The organism is Comamonas antarctica, assembly GCF_013363755.1.
Classification (GTDB): Bacteria; Pseudomonadota; Gammaproteobacteria; order Burkholderiales; family Burkholderiaceae_C; genus Comamonas; species Comamonas antarctica.
In genome coordinates this window covers 3,118,003-3,132,499 of record NZ_CP054840.1, presented here as the reverse complement: position 1 = coordinate 3,132,499, position 14,497 = coordinate 3,118,003, and the positions used below count along the sequence as shown (strand labels likewise).

Genomic DNA, 14,497 nt, shown 5'->3' with positions numbered 1-14,497 from the left:
GGGGGTGATCAGCTGAAGATCTTTTTCAGCTTGTCGGTCCAGCTTTCGCCGCTGGGGGAATGGCGGCCGCCGCCCTTTTGCAGCGATTCCTCGAGTTCGCGCAGCAGCTTGCGCTGGTACTCGGTGAGCTTGACCGGCGTTTCCACCACGATGTGGCAGTAAAGGTCGCCCGGGTAGCTGGCGCGGATGCCCTTGATGCCCTTGCCGCGCAGGCGGAACTGCTTGCCCGCCTGGGTGCCTTCGGGGATGTCGATGGCCGCCTTGCCGGCCAGCGTCGGCACCTCGATCTCGCCGCCGAGTGCGGCGGTGATGAAGCTCACCGGCACCTGGCAGTGCAGATCGTCGCCTTCGCGCTCGAAGATGTCGTGCTTCTTGATGCGGATCTCGATGTAGAGATCGCCTGGCGGGCCGCCATTGGTGCCGGGCTCGCCGTTGCCGGTCGAGCGGATGCGCATGCCGTCGTCGATGCCCGCGGGAATCTTGACTTCGAGCGTCTTCTGCTGCTTGACCTTGCCCTGGCCGTGGCAGGTGGTGCAGGGCTCGGGAATGATCTTGCCCGTGCCGCGGCAGTTCGGGCAGGTCTGCTGCACGCTGAAGAAGCCCTGGCGCATCTGCACCGAGCCCTGGCCCGCGCAGGTCGTGCAGGTCTTGGCGCTGGTGCCGGGCTTGGCGCCCGAGCCGTGGCAGGTGTCGCAGTTGTCCCAGGACGGGATGCGGATCTGCGCATCCTTGCCCTTGGCCGCTTCCTCGAGCGTGATCTCCATCGCATAGCTCAGGTCGTTGCCGCGATAGACCTGGCGGCCGCCGCCGCGCCCGCCCCGGCCCTGGCTGAACATGTCGCCAAAGATGTCGCCGAAGGCTTCGGCAAAGCCGCCATAGCCTTCGCCGCCCATGCCGCGGTTCGGGTCCACGCCCGCATGGCCGTACTGGTCATAGGCGGCGCGCTTCTGGCTGTCGGAGAGCATTTCGTAGGCTTCCTTGGCCTCCTTGAAATTCTCCTCGGCCTTCGCCGCCGCCTCGCCCTGGTTGCGGTCGGGGTGGTGCTTCATCGCCAGCTTGCGATAAGCCTTCTTGATTTCATCGTCCGAAGCGTTCTTGGCAACGCCAAGGACTTCGTAATAGTCGCGTTTGGACATGTTGTTTTCTGGAGCCTATGGGAACAGGAACGCCGCGTCCCCCTTGCGGGGCGACGCGGCGGCGGTTGGTCACGCAGGACCTGCCGCGTCAGTCCTTCTTGACTTCCTTGACTTCGGCGTCGACGACATTGTCATCCTGGGCTGCCGAGGCGCCCGGGGCGGCGCCGGCGGCACCTGCAGCAGCCGCGGCGTCGGCACCGCCTGCGGCTTGCGCGTCGGCGTACATCTTCTCGCCGAGCTTCTGGCTGACGGTCATCAGTGCCGTGGTCTTGGCATCGATGGCGTCCTTGTCGTCGGCCTTCAGGGCTTCCTCGACTTCCTTCACGGCAGCTTCAATGGCCGACTTCTCGGCGGCGTCGAGCTTGTCGCCGTGCTCGGCGAGGCTCTTGTTGACGCTGTGCACCGCGGCTTCGCCCTGGTTCTTCGACTGCACGAGTTCCAGCTTCTTCTTGTCGTCGGCCGCGTTCAGTTCCGCGTCCTTGACCATCTTCTGGATCTCGTCTTCCGACAGGCCCGAGTTCGCCTTGATGGTGATCTTGTTTTCCTTGCCCGAAGCCTTGTCCTTGGCGGAAACGTTCAGGATGCCGTTGGCGTCGATGTCGAAGGTCACCTCGATCTGCGGCACGCCGCGGCCTGCCGGCGGAATGCCTTCGAGGTTGAACTCGCCGAGCATCTTGTTGCCCGAAGCAATCTCGCGCTCGCCCTGGAACACCTTGATGGTCACCGCGGGCTGGTTGTCGTCGGCCGTCGAGAAGGTCTGCGCGAACTTCGTGGGGATGGTCGTGTTCTTGCTGATCATCTTGGTCATGACACCGCCCAGGGTCTCGATGCCCAGCGACAGCGGCGTCACGTCCAGCAGCAGCACGTCCTTGCGGTCGCCGGACAGCACCTGGCCCTGCACGGCAGCGCCGACCGCCACGGCTTCGTCAGGGTTCACGTCCTTGCGCGGTTCCTTGCCGAAGAATTCCTTGACCTTTTCCTGCACCTTGGGCATGCGGGTCATGCCGCCGACCAGGATCACGTCATCGATGTCGGACACGGAGATGCCGGCGTCCTTGATGGCCGTGCGGCACGGAGCGATGGTGCGCTCGATCAGGTCGTCGACCAGGCTTTCGAGCTTGGCGCGCGTCAGCTTGATGTTCAGGTGCTTGGGACCCGAGGCGTCGGCCGTCACGTAGGGCAGGTTGATGTCGGTCTGCGCGGAGTTCGACAGCTCGATCTTGGCCTTCTCGGCGGCTTCCTTCAGGCGCTGCAGTGCGAGCACGTCCTTGGACAGGTCCACGCCCTGTTCCTTCTTGAACTCGCTGATGATGTAGTCGATGATGCGCTGGTCGAAATCCTCGCCGCCCAGGAAGGTGTCGCCATTGGTCGACAGCACTTCGAACTGCTTTTCGCCGTCCACGTCGGCGATCTCGATGATCGAGACGTCGAACGTACCGCCGCCCAGGTCATACACGGCGATCTTGCGGTCGCCCTTGTCTTGCTTGTCCAGGCCGAACGCCAGGGCCGCGGCCGTGGGTTCGTTGATGATGCGCTTGACATCGAGGCCGGCAATGCGGCCGGCATCCTTGGTGGCCTGGCGCTGGGCGTCGTTGAAGTACGCGGGAACCGTGATCACGGCTTCGGTCACGGGCTCGCCCAGGAAGTCCTCGGCGGTCTTCTTCATCTTGCGCAGCACTTCCGCGCTGATCTGCGGCGGTGCCAGCTTCTGGCCGCGCACTTCGATCCAGGCGTCGCCGTTGTCGGCCTTGGTGATGGTGTAGGGCATCAGGTCGATGTCCTTTTGCACTTCCTTCTCGTCGAACTTGCGGCCGATCAGGCGCTTGGAAGCGTAGATCGTGTTGCGCGGGTTGGTCACCGCCTGGCGCTTGGCCGAGGCGCCGACGAGGATCTCGCCGTCTTCCTGGTAGGCGATGATCGACGGCGTGGTGCGCGCACCTTCGCTGTTTTCAATCACGCGCGTGGTGTTGCCTTCCATCACAGCGACGCAGCTGTTGGTGGTGCCCAGATCGATACCGATGATTTTTCCCATGTTCTTCTCCGTAATACTGAATTGTTGAATGGCAGGTAGCTTGTGGCGGCTGTCGCCGCTTCAAGCCGTACCGGCGAAATTTTTCATCGTGGACTTCAGCTGGCGGCAGTGACCGTCACCAGCGCCGGACGCAGGATGCGGTCGGCGATCACATAGCCCTTTTGCAGCACGGCCACCACGGTATTGGGCGCCTGATCGGCGGGAACCACACTGATGGCCTGGTGCAGGTTTGGGTCGAACTTCTCGCCGGCCGCGGGGTCGATGGGCTTGACCTTGTTGCGCTCGAGCGCCGAAACCAGCTGGCGGCGCGTCGCGTCGGCGCCTTCGCGCAGCTGCTCGGGCGTGGCCGACTGGATGGACAGCGCCGCATCGAGGCTGTCGCAGATCGGCAGCAGGCTCTCGGCAAAGCTTTCGATGCCGAACTTGCGCGCCTTGGCGACTTCGTCCTCGGCGCGGCGGCGGGCGTTCTCGGCTTCGGCCTTGGCGCGCAGGAACTGGTCGGCCAGCTCGGCGCTCTTGGTCTTGATCTCCGCGAGTTCGGCCTGCAGGCGGGCGATTTCGTCCGCGCTGTGGACGGCCATGGCGGCTTCCACTTCTTCAGGCGAGGCATCTGCCGGGGCGGCGTGGGCTGGAGGATTCTGTTCAGACATGGGTTGAGACCTCAAGGTTGGAGGAAAAAACGACTGCGTCGTAGATGGGGCCCGGACCAAAGTACTTCAAGTCCCGGGTAAGCCACCATAGGTACAAGGGGCACTTTTGCGCAGCGGAGTGTACAAGCGGAATGCAGCAGAGCTATAATTGCCTGCTTTGCCTTGCCACACCGCTTGCGACGCAGCGGGGGGCCTAACCCAAAAGGGAGTTTACATGCGTCATTACGAAATCATTTTGTTGATCCACCCGGATCAAAGCGAGCAAGTTCCAGCCATGCTGGAGCGCTACAAGGGCATGATTACCGCCGGCGGCGGTAAGGTGCACCGCGAAGAAGACTGGGGCCGTCGTCAACTGGCGTACCTGATCAACAAGCTTGCCAAGGCCCACTACCTGTGCCTGAACATCGAAGCTGACCAGGCCGTGATGGCTGAACTGGAACACGCGTTCAAGTTCAACGACGCCGTGCTGCGCCACCTGACCGTGCAAAAGAAGAAGGCTGACACTGCACCTTCCTCGATGATGAAGACCGTCGAGCGCGAAGAGGCCCGCAAGGCCAACCAAGCCGAACAGGCCTGAGCCCCGCGTCACATCAAGCCCACGGAGTGGAAAACCACGTTGTCCTGACTGCCTGTATCGCTGAGGTTCAACCCCTGCGCTACACGCCCGCCGGACTGCCAGCGCTGGATCTGCGCCTCGAACACGAGTCGCAACAGCAGGAGGCAGGCAAACCGCGGAATGTCACGGCAGCTGTCAAGGCGGTGGCCTTCGGGGCACTGGCAGAGCGTCTGGCTCGTCAGGCCCCCGGCAGCAGCTGGAAGTTTCAAGGCTTCCTCGCTACCCCGCGCAACAGCAAGACAGTGGTGATGCACATCCAGGATATTCAACAAAATTAATTTTCAAGAGGTCCAGCAATGGCCACGTTCAAGAAATTCAACAAAGACAAGCGCCCCAAGCGCAACACCCAGTCGCTGCTGTTCAAGCGCAAGCGCTTCTGCCGCTTCACCGTGGCTGGCGTTGAAGAAATCGACTACAAGGATGTCGACACGCTGCGCGATTTCATCGGCGAAAACGGCAAGATCGTGCCCGCACGTCTGACCGGCACCCGCGCCATCTATCAGCGCCAGCTGAACACCGCCATCAAGCGCGCGCGCTTCCTGGCCCTGGTCCCTTACAGCGACCAGCACAAGATCTAAGGAGCACGAAACATGCAAATCATTCTGCTCGAAAAGGTTGTCAACCTGGGTAACCTCGGCGAAATCGTCAAGGTCAAGGACGGCTACGCCCGCAACTTCCTGATCCCCTCCGGCGCCGCCCGCCGCGCGACCGAAGCCAACAAGGCCGAGTTCGAAGCCAAGCGCGTCGAGCTGGAAAAGGCTGCCGCTGAAAAGCTGGCTGCTGCCCAAGCCGAAGGCGAAAAGCTCTCCGGCGGCAACGTCAAGCTGTCGCAGAAGGCCGGCGTCGACGGCCGTCTGTTCGGCTCGGTGACCAACCACGACATCGCAGCCGAGCTGAACAAGCAAGGCTACAAGGTCGTGAAGTCGCAAGTGCGCCTGCCCAACGGTCCCATCAAGACCATTGGCGACACCACCGTGAGCGTGTCCCTGCACACCGACGTGGTGGTCGACGTGACCGTTTCGGTCTACGGCGAAGCTGCCTAAATCAGCGCTCCGGCCCTGAACGAAAGCCGCCTCCGGGCGGCTTTTGTGTTTTCAACTCCGTTTCTTGCCGCCAGCGCAAGCCATGGCCCATCCGGCATGCGTACAACACGCGCGGTGGGTGACGGCAAGCCCCGCTGCGGCTAGGATGGAGAGCTTGCCCCCAAGGAAATCCATGTCCTCTGTTATGCCTGCGCTCGAACTCGATGATGCCTTTTCTCCGCCGGACCGCCAGGTCGCGCAGCTGCGCGTGCCGCCGCATTCGATGGAGTCCGAATCAAGCGTGCTGGGCGGCCTGCTGCTGGACAACAACGCCTGGGACCGCGTCGGCGACCTGCTGTCGGACAGCGATTTCTACCGCCATGAGCACCAGCTGATCTACGAGGCGATCGGCAAGCTGATCAACGCCAGCAAGCCCGCCGACGTGATCACCGTCTACGAGCACCTGCAGACCATGGGCAAGGCCGAGGAGATCGGCGGCCTGCTGTACCTGAACCAGCTGGCGCAGTACGTGCCCAGCGCGACCAACATCCGCCGCTACGCGGAGATCGTGCGCGACCGCTCGATCCTGCGCAAGCTGATCACGGCCAGCGACGACATCGCCACCAATGCCTTCAACCCCCAGGGCAAGACCGTCGAGCGCGTGCTGGACGAGGCCGAGTCGAAGATCTTCGCCATCGGCGAGGAGGGCGCGCGCAACAAGCAGGGTTTCCAGTCCATGGACACGCTGGTCGTCGACCTGCTGGACCGGGTCCAGGAAATGGCCGACAACCCGATGGACGTCACGGGCGTGCCCACGGGCTTTGCCGACCTCGACCGCATGACCTCGGGCCTGCAGGCCGGCGACCTGGTGGTGCTGGCCGCGCGTCCCTCGATGGGCAAGACCTCGTTCGCGGTGAACATTGCCGAGCATGTGGCGCTCAACGAAGGCCTGCCGGTCGCGATCTTCTCGATGGAAATGGGCGCGGCCCAGCTGGCGGTGCGTATCGTCGGCTCGATCGGCCGCGTGAACCAGGGCAATCTGCGCACCGGCAAGCTCAACGACGACGAATGGCCGCGCCTCACCGAAGCCATCGAGCGGCTGCGCACGGTGTCGCTGCACATCGATGAAAGCCCGGGTCTGTCGCCGGGCGAGTTGCGCGCCAACTCGCGGCGCCTGGCGCGCCAGTGCGGCAAGCTGGGCCTGATCGTGGTCGACTACCTGCAGCTGATGAGCGGCTCGGGCTCGGCGGCGAGCTCCGACAACCGCGCCACCGAACTCGGCGAGATCTCGCGCGGCCTGAAGATGCTGGCCAAGGAGCTGCAATGCCCGGTCATCGCGCTGTCGCAGCTCAACCGATCGGTCGAGCAGCGCACCGACAAGCGGCCGATGATGTCCGACCTGCGCGAATCGGGCGCCATCGAGCAGGATGCCGACATCATCATGTTCATCTACCGCGACGACTACTACAACAAGGACTCCAAGGAGCCCAACATCGCCGAAGTCATCATCGGCAAGCAGCGTAACGGGCCGACGGGCACGGTGAAGCTGTTCTTCCAGAAGAACCAGACGCGGTTCGAGAACCTGGCGATGGGTGCCGACGACTTCTGAGGCATGGGCGCGCGGGCGCCCTCCGGCCGCCAGCGCCGGCCAAGGCCCGTGGCGGACATCCCTTCCTGGCCGGCTCCCTTCCCCCTCGTCATAGGACACCGGCAGTCCTTGGCGTGCATGGTTCCCGCAGGTCTGCCGGTTTCCATATTGTTTTAATGACTATTGATATATCAATAGAATAAAACTATCATGCGTGTGATGGTTCCGATTTCCCATCAGCGTGGCGGGAGGCGGGGCTTTCATTGCCGCACCGCGTCAGGTCGATGCACCTGTCCGAGCCTGTCCCACGCGTTCAATAGGCGTTCCCGGGAGGGAATGCCGCCATCCGGTCCCGTGCCGGGGGCTGCCGGCGTTCGCGCAGTGCATTTTCCACATTGCTTGCCGCAGTAAACCGAGCGACGGTCTGCCGCCTGAGGATCTCCATGATCTCCAACGCGGCAGGCGGGTCCTCCTCGCGGTATTTCCGTGACAGTTTCGTGTTCCCTGATCCGGTGTCTTGTTTCTCCCATCGGTCTCGCGCTGTGCGCTGTCATGCTCACCGCATGCGGCGGGGGCGATGCGCCGCAACCGCCGTCCAATGATCGATTGGCAGCGTTCACGCAGCAGACGCTGCAATGGCAGTCCTGTGATCCCGAGGCGTTGAAAATCGCGCCTGCGCACCCGCGAGATGCTTGCCGGCGCACAATGTGCGCTTCTGCGCGTGCTCCAGGATCACGACCATGCCGCCGACGGCGAACTGCAGATCGAGTTGATGCGCGTGGAGGCGCGGCATCCGCGGCGGCGCCTGGGTGCGATCGTGTTCAACCCTGGCAGCACCCGCGGGCGAGGGCGCGCCTTTGCTCATGCTGCAAAGCCGCTACGACGGACAGACGCCGGTCGTGGGCGCGATGCAATCCTGGCTGGCGCTGTCGCAGGCGCGCATGATCGTGGTCGAGGATGAGTACCGGCATGCGCTGTTTCCCTATGGCACGGACTGTGTCGACAACCAGGTGGCTGACTATTTCCTGCAGGGCACGCTGCCGCATCGCCTGGGCAGCTGCGCGGCCCGTCAGCAGTAATAGCTAGCGGGCAGTGCGCCTGGCGCGAGATTGGCGTCTCATGGGCGCAGGCCGTTCGTGCTTCGACCGGGCCGCGCAGGCGGGGTCGCCTAGACCGGGCCGCGCAGCCGGGCTCACCACCAACGGTTTGGCCGTCTGTACATGAACGGAGCGAAAAAAAACGGCCCGAGGGCCGTTTTCCATCGAAGATGGCGCGCGTCAGTGCATGCGCAGCAGCGCAATCACCAGGCCGACCACTGCCACTCCCAGCACGCCGCAGGCCCAGGCCAGGCGCTGGGCGCCGGTGCGCAGCAGATCGACGGTGCGCACCACCTGGGCGTTCTGCTCGGCCAGCTGCTGGATCAGTTCGGCCGACTGCTGCTGGCCCTGTTCGAGCTGGCGGATGCGGCCTTCCAGCGTCTGGATCAGCTGCAGGGCCTGCTCGCCGGCATTGTGCGGAGCGTACAGCCGCGCGTCGTCGGCCGCAGCCGGGGCTGCGGTTTCCTGCGCTGCGGCGCCTTCCCTCTTGCGCAGCAGGCCCTTGGCGGCCTTGACCACCTGGGGCGTGGCCTCGATCACGTCGCCCCAGGGCACGAGCTTCAATGCGGTGATCCAGCTGATGGCCATCGCTTACAGCACCTCGCTGGCAAAGTCGGCCAGGCGCGAGCGTTCGCCGCGGGCCAGCGTGATGTGGCCGCTGTGCGGCCAGCCCTTGAAGCGGTCGACCGCATAGGTCAGCCCCGACGAGCCTTCGGTGAGGTAGGGCGTATCGATCTGCGCCAGGTTGCCCATGCAGACGATCTTCGTGCCCGGGCCCGCGCGCGTGATCAGCGTCTTCATCTGCTTGGGCGTGAGGTTCTGCGCCTCGTCCAGGATCAGGTACTTGTTGAGGAAGGTGCGGCCGCGCATGAAGTTCATGCTCTTGATCTTGATGCGGCTGCGGATCAGCTCATTGGTCGCGGCGCGGCCCCACTCGCCGGCATTGCCGCCGTCGCCCTTGGCGAGGAACTCGAGGTTGTCGTCGAGCGCACCCATCCATGGGCCCATCTTTTCCTCCTCGGTGCCGGGCAGGAAGCCGATGTCCTCGCCCACGCTCACCGTGGCGCGGGTCATGATGATCTCGGTATAGCGGCGCTCGTCCAGCACCTGGGTCAGGCCCGCAGCCAGCGCCATCAGCGTCTTGCCGGTGCCGGCCGTGCCGGTCAGCGTCACGAGGTCGATCTCCGGGTCCATCAGCAGGTTCATGGCAAAGTTCTGCTCGCGGTTGCGTGTGGTCACGCCCCAGATCGCGTTCTTCGCGTGGCCGTAGTCGCGCAGCGTCTTGAGCACTGCGGTGCGGTCGCGGATCTCGGCCACGCGCAGGAACACGCTGGGTTCGCCCGGTGCTTCGTAGTAGACGAACTGGTTGATCATGAACTGGCTCACGATCGCGCCCGTGACCCGGTAGCAGGTGTAGGGGCCTTCGTTCCAGCTTTCCATGCCCTTGCCGGCCTTGGCCCAGAAGTCCTGGGGCAGCGCCATCAGGCCCGAATACAGCAGGTCGCCGTCTTCGAGCACCTTGTCGTTCTGGTAGTCCTCGGCGGCCAGGCCCAGCGCGCGCGCTTTGACGCGCATGTTGATGTCCTTGGACACCAGCACCACGTCGCGGCCCTGGCGCTGCTGGCGCAGCGCTTCGACCACGCCCAGGATCTGGTTGTCGGCCTTGCCCTGGGGCAGGCTGGTGGGCAGCGTGAAGTCCAGCGTCTCGGTCTGGAAGAACAGTTGGCCGGTGGCGCTGCGGTGGCCCGAGGCGGCAAGGCGCAGGCCCTTGTCCAGGCCGGCTTCGCCCTGGGCGGCAACCAGTGCATCGAGGCTGCGGCTGACCTGGCGGCCGTTGCGCGCGACTTCGGTCATGCCCTTCTTGTGCGCATCGAGCTCTTCCAGCACCACCATCGGCAGGAAGATGTCGTGCTCCTCGAAACGGAACAGGCTGGTCGGATCGTGCAGCAGCACGTTGGTGTCGAGCACGAACAGCGTCGTGGCGCCGCTGCGCGACTTGCGCTTGCTCGCGGGGCGTGCCGCCGGCGTGGCGGCTGCGGGCGCGGCTGGCGCCACGCTGCCGTTGCCCTTGGCGGAAACCGGCGCGGCCGCAGTGGCGGCGACCGGCTTGGCGGCCGCTTCGATGGCAGGTGCCGGCGTGGCGGCGGCGCGGCGTGGCTTGGGCTGTGCTGCCGGCTTGGCCTTGGGGGCTGGTGCCGGCTGGCTTTCGGCGGTGGCGGCCACCGCAGGGGCGCGGCGGCGGCGCGGCGCGGGGGCCGGGGTGGGGGCGGTTGCGGAGACGGCGGGGGAGGGCGCGGCTTGCGCTACATCGAAGTCGTCGTCGGCAACGGCTGTCTGGGTATTCTTGCGCTGTGCGACCACGCTGAAGGCTTCAGCAGGGAGACTGGCCGCACGGCGGCTGGGAGCGGGAGGCAGTGGCATATTCGGCAGACCCAATCAAAAAACAGCGGAACAAAAAGCACAAAGCCGCCACGGAGACCGGGGCGGCTTGGGATTGGAGATACAGCGTGAAGCGAAGCTCAGGAGCATCGTTCCATTATGCATACCTCCATGGCGAACAGAGGCATTCGGGGCCGAAGGCGGGCAATCAGGCGGCTTCCTTCTTCAGCGCCTTGAGCGACTTGACGGCCTTGAGCACTTCCTCGACATGGCCCGGCACCTTGAGGCCGCGCCATTCCTGGTGCAGCACGCCGTCGGCGTCGATCAGGAAGGTGCTGCGCTCGATGCCCTTGACCTTCTTGCCGTACATGATCTTGTTCTTGACCACGCCGAACATGTGGCACATCTTCTCTTCGGTGTCGGCGATCAGTTCGAAGGGCAGCTCGAGCTTTTCCTTGAAGTCGTCGTGGGATTTCATGTTGTCGCGCGACACGCCAAAGACCGCGGCGCCGGCTTTCACAAAATCCTTGTATTTATCCCGAAACTGCATCGCTTCGGTGGTACAACCGGGCGTATTGTCTTTAGGATAGAAGTAGAGAATCACAATCTGGCCGTTGTGGGAGGTGTTCGACACCTTGATCCCGCCGGTTGCATTGGCTTCGAATTCAGGGAGTGGTTTGTTGACAACGATCGCCATGCGCTTCTATCTCTCGGGTGTAGTCGTTGAATAGTTGAGGGCAAAGGTCTGTTATTGCTTTGGTGCAACCCCCAACCGCAGCCGTGTATTTTACCCTGAATTGATTTCTCGCACTTGTTTTGGCTGGATTACTCCAGCAGCAAGGCCGCGACCACGTTGCGGCCTTCGCCCGCGAGGATGTTGTAGGTGCGGCACGCGGCCTGCGTGTCCATGGTCTCGAGGCCAATCCCCTTTTCCATCAAAGGCCTCAGCCAGGCGGGCGAGACGAAGCGGTTGCGCGCGCCGCTGCCGAACAGCACCAGCTCCGCGGGGATTTCGGCCAGCGCCGCGAAATGCGCGGGTGTGAGGTCCTCGAAACGCTGGCAGTTCCAGTCCTGCAGCAGGCCCTGGGAACTGATGATCAGGCTGTGGGTGTACTTTTCCTGTTCGATGGCGATCCAGCCGGGGCCATAGCCGCGGATGGTCTGGGCCTCGGAGCGGTCGGGTTGGAATTTCATGCTGCGCTCGGTTGCGGCGGCCGCATCGGCCGCCTGAGGAAAAAATGGAACTGCGGCCATGCCCATGGGCGCGGTGGTGCAGCGCGGAACTGTGGTCAAATTATAGGTTTCACCAAGGGGTCGATGCCCTTTGGCGTGTTCTGCAGTAACCACTCACAGCCGCATGAAGACCGTCCAAAAATCCGCCAAACTTGCCAACGTCTGCTACGACATCCGCGGGCCCATCATGGACGCGGCGAAGCAGATGGAGGAAGACGGGCACAAGATCATCAAGCTCAATATCGGCAATCTGGCGGTGTTCGGCTTCGATGCGCCCGAGGAAATCCAGCAGGACATGATCCGCAACCTGCCGAATTCGGCCGGCTACTCGGACAGCAAGGGCATCTTCGCGGCGCGCAAGGCGGTCATGCACGAGACCCAGCACCAGGGCATCCAGGGCGTGACGCTCGATGACATCTACCTGGGCAATGGCGCTTCCGAGCTGATCGTCATGGCCACCAACGCGCTGCTCGACAACGGCGACGAACTGCTGCTGCCTGCGCCCGATTATCCGCTGTGGACGGCCGCGGCCAGCCTCTCGGGCGGCACGCCGGTGCACTACATCTGCGACGAGTCCGACGGCTGGATGCCCGACCTCGACGACATCCGCGCCAAGGTCACGCCGCGCACCAAGGGCATCGTGGTCATCAACCCGAACAACCCCACGGGCGCGCTGTATTCGAAGGAACTGCTGCTGGGCATCGTGGCCATCGCCCGCGAGCACGGCCTGGTGATCTTCGCCGACGAGGTCTATGACAAGGTGCTCTACGACGACGCCCAGCATGTGCCGCTGGCCAGCCTGTCGACCGATGTGCTGACGCTGACCTTCAATTCGCTGTCCAAGGCCTACCGCTCCTGCGGCTACCGCGCGGGCTGGCTGGTGGTGTCGGGCGACAAGAAGCCCGCACGCGACTATATCGAGGGCCTGAACATGCTCTCGAACATGCGCCTGTGCGCCAACGTGCCCGGCCAGTGGGCGGTGCAGACCGCGCTGGGCGGCCACCAGAGCATCGACGACCTGGTGCGCGAAGGCGGGCGGCTGCGCGTCCAGCGCGACCTGGCGCACGAGCTGATCACGGCGATCCCGGGCGTGAGCTGCGTCAAGCCGCAGGCCGCGCTGTACATGTTCCCCCGCCTCGATCCCGCGGTCTATCCGATCAAGGACGACCAGCAGTTCTTCCTCGAGATGCTGCAGGAGACCAAGGTCATGCTGGTGCAGGGCACGGGCTTCAACTGGCCCCAACCCGACCATTTCCGCATTGTCTTCCTGCCGCACGAGGCCGACCTGCGCGAAGCCATCCGCCGCGTGGCCGTGTTCCTCGAAAAGGCGCGCGTGCGCTTCGGCACGAACTGATTCACTGCTTTCCCCTTGCTGCACAGCGCAGCGTTTTTTGACTGGCAATTTGCATATGAAACCGATCCAAGTAGGCCTTCTGGGCATTGGCACCGTGGGCAGCGGCACCTTCAACGTGCTGCAGCGCAATCAGGGCGAGATTCGCCGCCGCGCAGGCCGCGGGATTGAAATTACCATGGTTGCCGACTTGGACACCGAGCGGGCGAAGAGCGTGGTCGGCGACGCCGTGCGCGTGGTCGGCGATGCGCGCGAAGTCATTGCCAACCCGGACATCGACGTCGTGGTCGAGCTGATCGGCGGCTATGGCATCGCCAAGTCGCTGGTGCTCGAAGCGATTGCCGCGGGCAAGCATGTGGTCACCGCCAACAAGGCGCTGCTGGCCGTGCACGGCACGGAAATCTTCCAGGCCGCGGCCGACAAGGGCGTGATGGTGGCCTATGAAGCCGCAGTGGCCGGCGGCATTCCCATCATCAAGGCGCTGCGCGAAGGCCTGACGGCCAACTCCATCCAGTGGCTGGCCGGCATCATCAACGGCACGACCAACTTCATCCTGTCCGAGATGCGCGACAAGGGCCTGGACTTCGACGTCGTGCTTAAGGAGGCCCAGCGCCTGGGTTACGCCGAAGCCGACCCTACCTTCGACATCGAAGGCGTGGACGCGGCGCACAAGGTCACGCTGATGAGCGCGATCGCGTTCGGCATCCCGGTGCAGTTCGACAAGGCCTATGTCGAAGGCATCACCGGCCTGGCCGCGGCTGACATCCGCTACGCCGAGCAGTTGGGCTACCGCATCAAGCTGCTGGGCATCACCAAGCGCACCGACAAGGGCGTGGAGCTGCGCGTGCACCCCTCGCTGGTGCCGGCCAAGCGCCTGATCGCCAATGTCGAAGGCGCGATGAACGCCGTGGTCGTGCATGGCGATGCCGTGGGCACGACGCTGTACTACGGCAAGGGCGCGGGCTCCGAGCCCACGGCCAGCGCCGTGGTCGCCGATCTGGTGGACATCGCGCGCCTGGCCGATGCCGACGCCGCGCACCGCGTGCCGCCGCTGGCCTTCCAGTCGCATACGCTCGAAGGCGCGATGAGCAGCCTGCCGGTGCTGCCGATGAGCGAGGTCGTGACCAGCTACTACCTGCGCCTGCGCGTGGCCGACGAGGCCGGCGTGCTGGCCAAGGTCACGGGCATCCTGGCCGGCGCGGGCATCAGCATCGACGCCGTGCTGCAGCGCGAAGCCGATGAAGTCGGCGGCGAAGGCTCGACGCAGACCGACCTGATCATCCTCACGCACGAGACGCGCGAAGGCAACATGGATGAAGCCCTGGCCCAGATCCAGGCGCTGCCCACCGTGCTGGCTCCCATCAACCGCATCCGCAAGGAAGAGCTGAACTAA

General features: G+C 64.3%; 16 protein-coding genes. 8 read left to right on the top strand and 8 right to left on the bottom strand.

Going from position 1 to position 14,497, the window contains the following annotated elements; genetic code table 11:
• Positions 1 to 8: 8 nt before the first annotated feature.
• The 3 genes from dnaJ to grpE all read right to left on the bottom strand — a co-directional run bounded on the left by dnaJ (position 9) and on the right by grpE (position 3,818).
• The gene (gene dnaJ / locus HUK68_RS14515; protein ID WP_175504816.1) at positions 9 to 1,136 is read right to left on the bottom strand and encodes a molecular chaperone DnaJ; all 1,128 of its coding nucleotides are present in this window, start codon (positions 1,134 to 1,136) and stop codon (positions 9 to 11) included.
• Positions 1,137 to 1,224: 88 nt separating this feature from the next.
• Positions 1,225 to 3,168, bottom strand: coding sequence for a molecular chaperone DnaK (gene dnaK, locus HUK68_RS14510; RefSeq protein ID WP_175504815.1), 1,944 nt, complete (start codon positions 3,166 to 3,168; stop codon positions 1,225 to 1,227).
• Between the two features lie 95 nt (positions 3,169 to 3,263).
• On the bottom strand, positions 3,264 to 3,818 hold the full coding sequence (grpE, locus tag HUK68_RS14505) for a nucleotide exchange factor GrpE (RefSeq protein WP_175504814.1): 555 nt from the start codon (positions 3,816 to 3,818) through the stop codon (positions 3,264 to 3,266).
• Between the two features lie 214 nt (positions 3,819 to 4,032).
• On the opposite strand from grpE, the gene rpsF reads away from it, so the two are divergent.
• The 5 genes from rpsF to dnaB all read left to right on the top strand — a co-directional run bounded on the left by rpsF (position 4,033) and on the right by dnaB (position 7,065).
• Positions 4,033 to 4,395: a 30S ribosomal protein S6 gene (gene rpsF / locus HUK68_RS14500; protein ID WP_175504813.1), complete on the top strand. Its 363-nt coding sequence runs from the start codon at positions 4,033 to 4,035 to the stop codon at positions 4,393 to 4,395.
• Positions 4,396 to 4,421: 26 nt separating this feature from the next.
• Complete coding sequence (gene priB / locus HUK68_RS14495) at positions 4,422 to 4,712, top strand: primosomal replication protein N (RefSeq protein ID WP_175504812.1); 291 nt, start codon at positions 4,422 to 4,424, stop codon at positions 4,710 to 4,712.
• Between the two features lie 18 nt (positions 4,713 to 4,730).
• On the top strand, positions 4,731 to 5,012 hold the full coding sequence (gene rpsR / locus HUK68_RS14490; protein ID WP_012207026.1) for a 30S ribosomal protein S18: 282 nt from the start codon (positions 4,731 to 4,733) through the stop codon (positions 5,010 to 5,012).
• Between the two features lie 12 nt (positions 5,013 to 5,024).
• The gene (gene rplI / locus HUK68_RS14485; protein WP_175504811.1) at positions 5,025 to 5,477 is read left to right on the top strand and encodes a 50S ribosomal protein L9; all 453 of its coding nucleotides are present in this window, start codon (positions 5,025 to 5,027) and stop codon (positions 5,475 to 5,477) included.
• A 172-nt stretch (positions 5,478 to 5,649) separates the two neighbouring features.
• Entirely contained in the window at positions 5,650 to 7,065 is a 1,416-nt protein-coding gene (gene dnaB / locus HUK68_RS14480; protein ID WP_175504810.1) for a replicative DNA helicase, read from the top strand.
• 595 nt (positions 7,066 to 7,660) lie between these two features.
• On the opposite strand, the gene HUK68_RS14475 is transcribed toward dnaB, so the two are convergent.
• Entirely contained in the window at positions 7,661 to 7,909 is a 249-nt protein-coding gene (locus tag HUK68_RS14475; protein ID WP_175504809.1) for a hypothetical protein, read from the bottom strand.
• Between HUK68_RS14475 and HUK68_RS14470 the strand changes: the two genes are divergently transcribed.
• Positions 7,908 to 8,123 (top strand): alpha/beta hydrolase, encoded by a 216-nt coding sequence (locus HUK68_RS14470; protein ID WP_175504808.1) that lies wholly within the window; start codon positions 7,908 to 7,910, stop codon positions 8,121 to 8,123. The two genes, HUK68_RS14475 and HUK68_RS14470, sit on opposite strands and share 2 nt — an antisense overlap.
• A 198-nt stretch (positions 8,124 to 8,321) precedes the next feature.
• Here HUK68_RS14470 and HUK68_RS14465 read toward each other — a convergent pair whose 3' ends face one another.
• The 4 genes from HUK68_RS14465 to HUK68_RS14450 form a co-directional block, all read right to left on the bottom strand.
• Positions 8,322 to 8,729: a hypothetical protein gene (locus tag HUK68_RS14465; protein WP_175504807.1), complete on the bottom strand. Its 408-nt coding sequence runs from the start codon at positions 8,727 to 8,729 to the stop codon at positions 8,322 to 8,324.
• 3 nt (positions 8,730 to 8,732) lie between these two features.
• The gene (locus HUK68_RS14460; RefSeq protein ID WP_175504806.1) at positions 8,733 to 10,562 is read right to left on the bottom strand and encodes a PhoH family protein; all 1,830 of its coding nucleotides are present in this window, start codon (positions 10,560 to 10,562) and stop codon (positions 8,733 to 8,735) included.
• A 166-nt stretch (positions 10,563 to 10,728) separates the two neighbouring features.
• Complete coding sequence (locus HUK68_RS14455) at positions 10,729 to 11,217, bottom strand: peroxiredoxin (protein ID WP_175504805.1); 489 nt, start codon at positions 11,215 to 11,217, stop codon at positions 10,729 to 10,731.
• Positions 11,218 to 11,345: 128 nt separating this feature from the next.
• Positions 11,346 to 11,714: an Mth938-like domain-containing protein gene (locus tag HUK68_RS14450; RefSeq protein ID WP_175504804.1), complete on the bottom strand. Its 369-nt coding sequence runs from the start codon at positions 11,712 to 11,714 to the stop codon at positions 11,346 to 11,348.
• Positions 11,715 to 11,877: 163 nt separating this feature from the next.
• Between HUK68_RS14450 and HUK68_RS14445 the strand changes: the two genes are divergently transcribed.
• Both HUK68_RS14445 and HUK68_RS14440 read left to right on the top strand, forming a co-directional pair.
• Entirely contained in the window at positions 11,878 to 13,107 is a 1,230-nt protein-coding gene (locus tag HUK68_RS14445) for a pyridoxal phosphate-dependent aminotransferase (protein WP_175504803.1), read from the top strand.
• Between the two features lie 55 nt (positions 13,108 to 13,162).
• A complete protein-coding gene (locus tag HUK68_RS14440; protein WP_175504802.1) occupies positions 13,163 to 14,497 on the top strand; it encodes a homoserine dehydrogenase in 1,335 nt (444 codons plus the stop codon).

Excerpts from the sequence above, each read along its gene's own strand:
- HUK68_RS14460 (WP_175504806.1), bottom strand. The coding sequence starts at position 10,562 with ATGCCACTGCCTCCCGCTCCCAGCCGCCGTGCGGCCAGTCTCCCTGCT.
- grpE (WP_175504814.1), bottom strand. The coding sequence starts at position 3,818 with ATGTCTGAACAGAATCCTCCAGCCCACGCCGCCCCGGCAGATGCCTCG.
- HUK68_RS14440 (WP_175504802.1), top strand. The coding sequence starts at position 13,163 with ATGAAACCGATCCAAGTAGGCCTTCTGGGCATTGGCACCGTGGGCAGC.
- rpsR (WP_012207026.1), top strand. The coding sequence starts at position 4,731 with ATGGCCACGTTCAAGAAATTCAACAAAGACAAGCGCCCCAAGCGCAAC.
- dnaK (WP_175504815.1), bottom strand. The coding sequence starts at position 3,168 with ATGGGAAAAATCATCGGTATCGATCTGGGCACCACCAACAGCTGCGTC.
- rpsF (WP_175504813.1), top strand. The coding sequence starts at position 4,033 with ATGCGTCATTACGAAATCATTTTGTTGATCCACCCGGATCAAAGCGAG.
- HUK68_RS14470 (WP_175504808.1), top strand. The coding sequence starts at position 7,908 with ATGCTGCAAAGCCGCTACGACGGACAGACGCCGGTCGTGGGCGCGATG.
- dnaJ (WP_175504816.1), bottom strand. The coding sequence starts at position 1,136 with ATGTCCAAACGCGACTATTACGAAGTCCTTGGCGTTGCCAAGAACGCT.
- HUK68_RS14450 (WP_175504804.1), bottom strand. The coding sequence starts at position 11,714 with ATGAAATTCCAACCCGACCGCTCCGAGGCCCAGACCATCCGCGGCTAT.
- HUK68_RS14475 (WP_175504809.1), bottom strand. The coding sequence starts at position 7,909 with ATGAGCAAAGGCGCGCCCTCGCCCGCGGGTGCTGCCAGGGTTGAACAC.
- HUK68_RS14455 (WP_175504805.1), bottom strand. The coding sequence starts at position 11,217 with ATGGCGATCGTTGTCAACAAACCACTCCCTGAATTCGAAGCCAATGCA.
- dnaB (WP_175504810.1), top strand. The coding sequence starts at position 5,650 with ATGTCCTCTGTTATGCCTGCGCTCGAACTCGATGATGCCTTTTCTCCG.
- HUK68_RS14465 (WP_175504807.1), bottom strand. The coding sequence starts at position 8,729 with ATGGCCATCAGCTGGATCACCGCATTGAAGCTCGTGCCCTGGGGCGAC.
- HUK68_RS14445 (WP_175504803.1), top strand. The coding sequence starts at position 11,878 with ATGAAGACCGTCCAAAAATCCGCCAAACTTGCCAACGTCTGCTACGAC.
- rplI (WP_175504811.1), top strand. The coding sequence starts at position 5,025 with ATGCAAATCATTCTGCTCGAAAAGGTTGTCAACCTGGGTAACCTCGGC.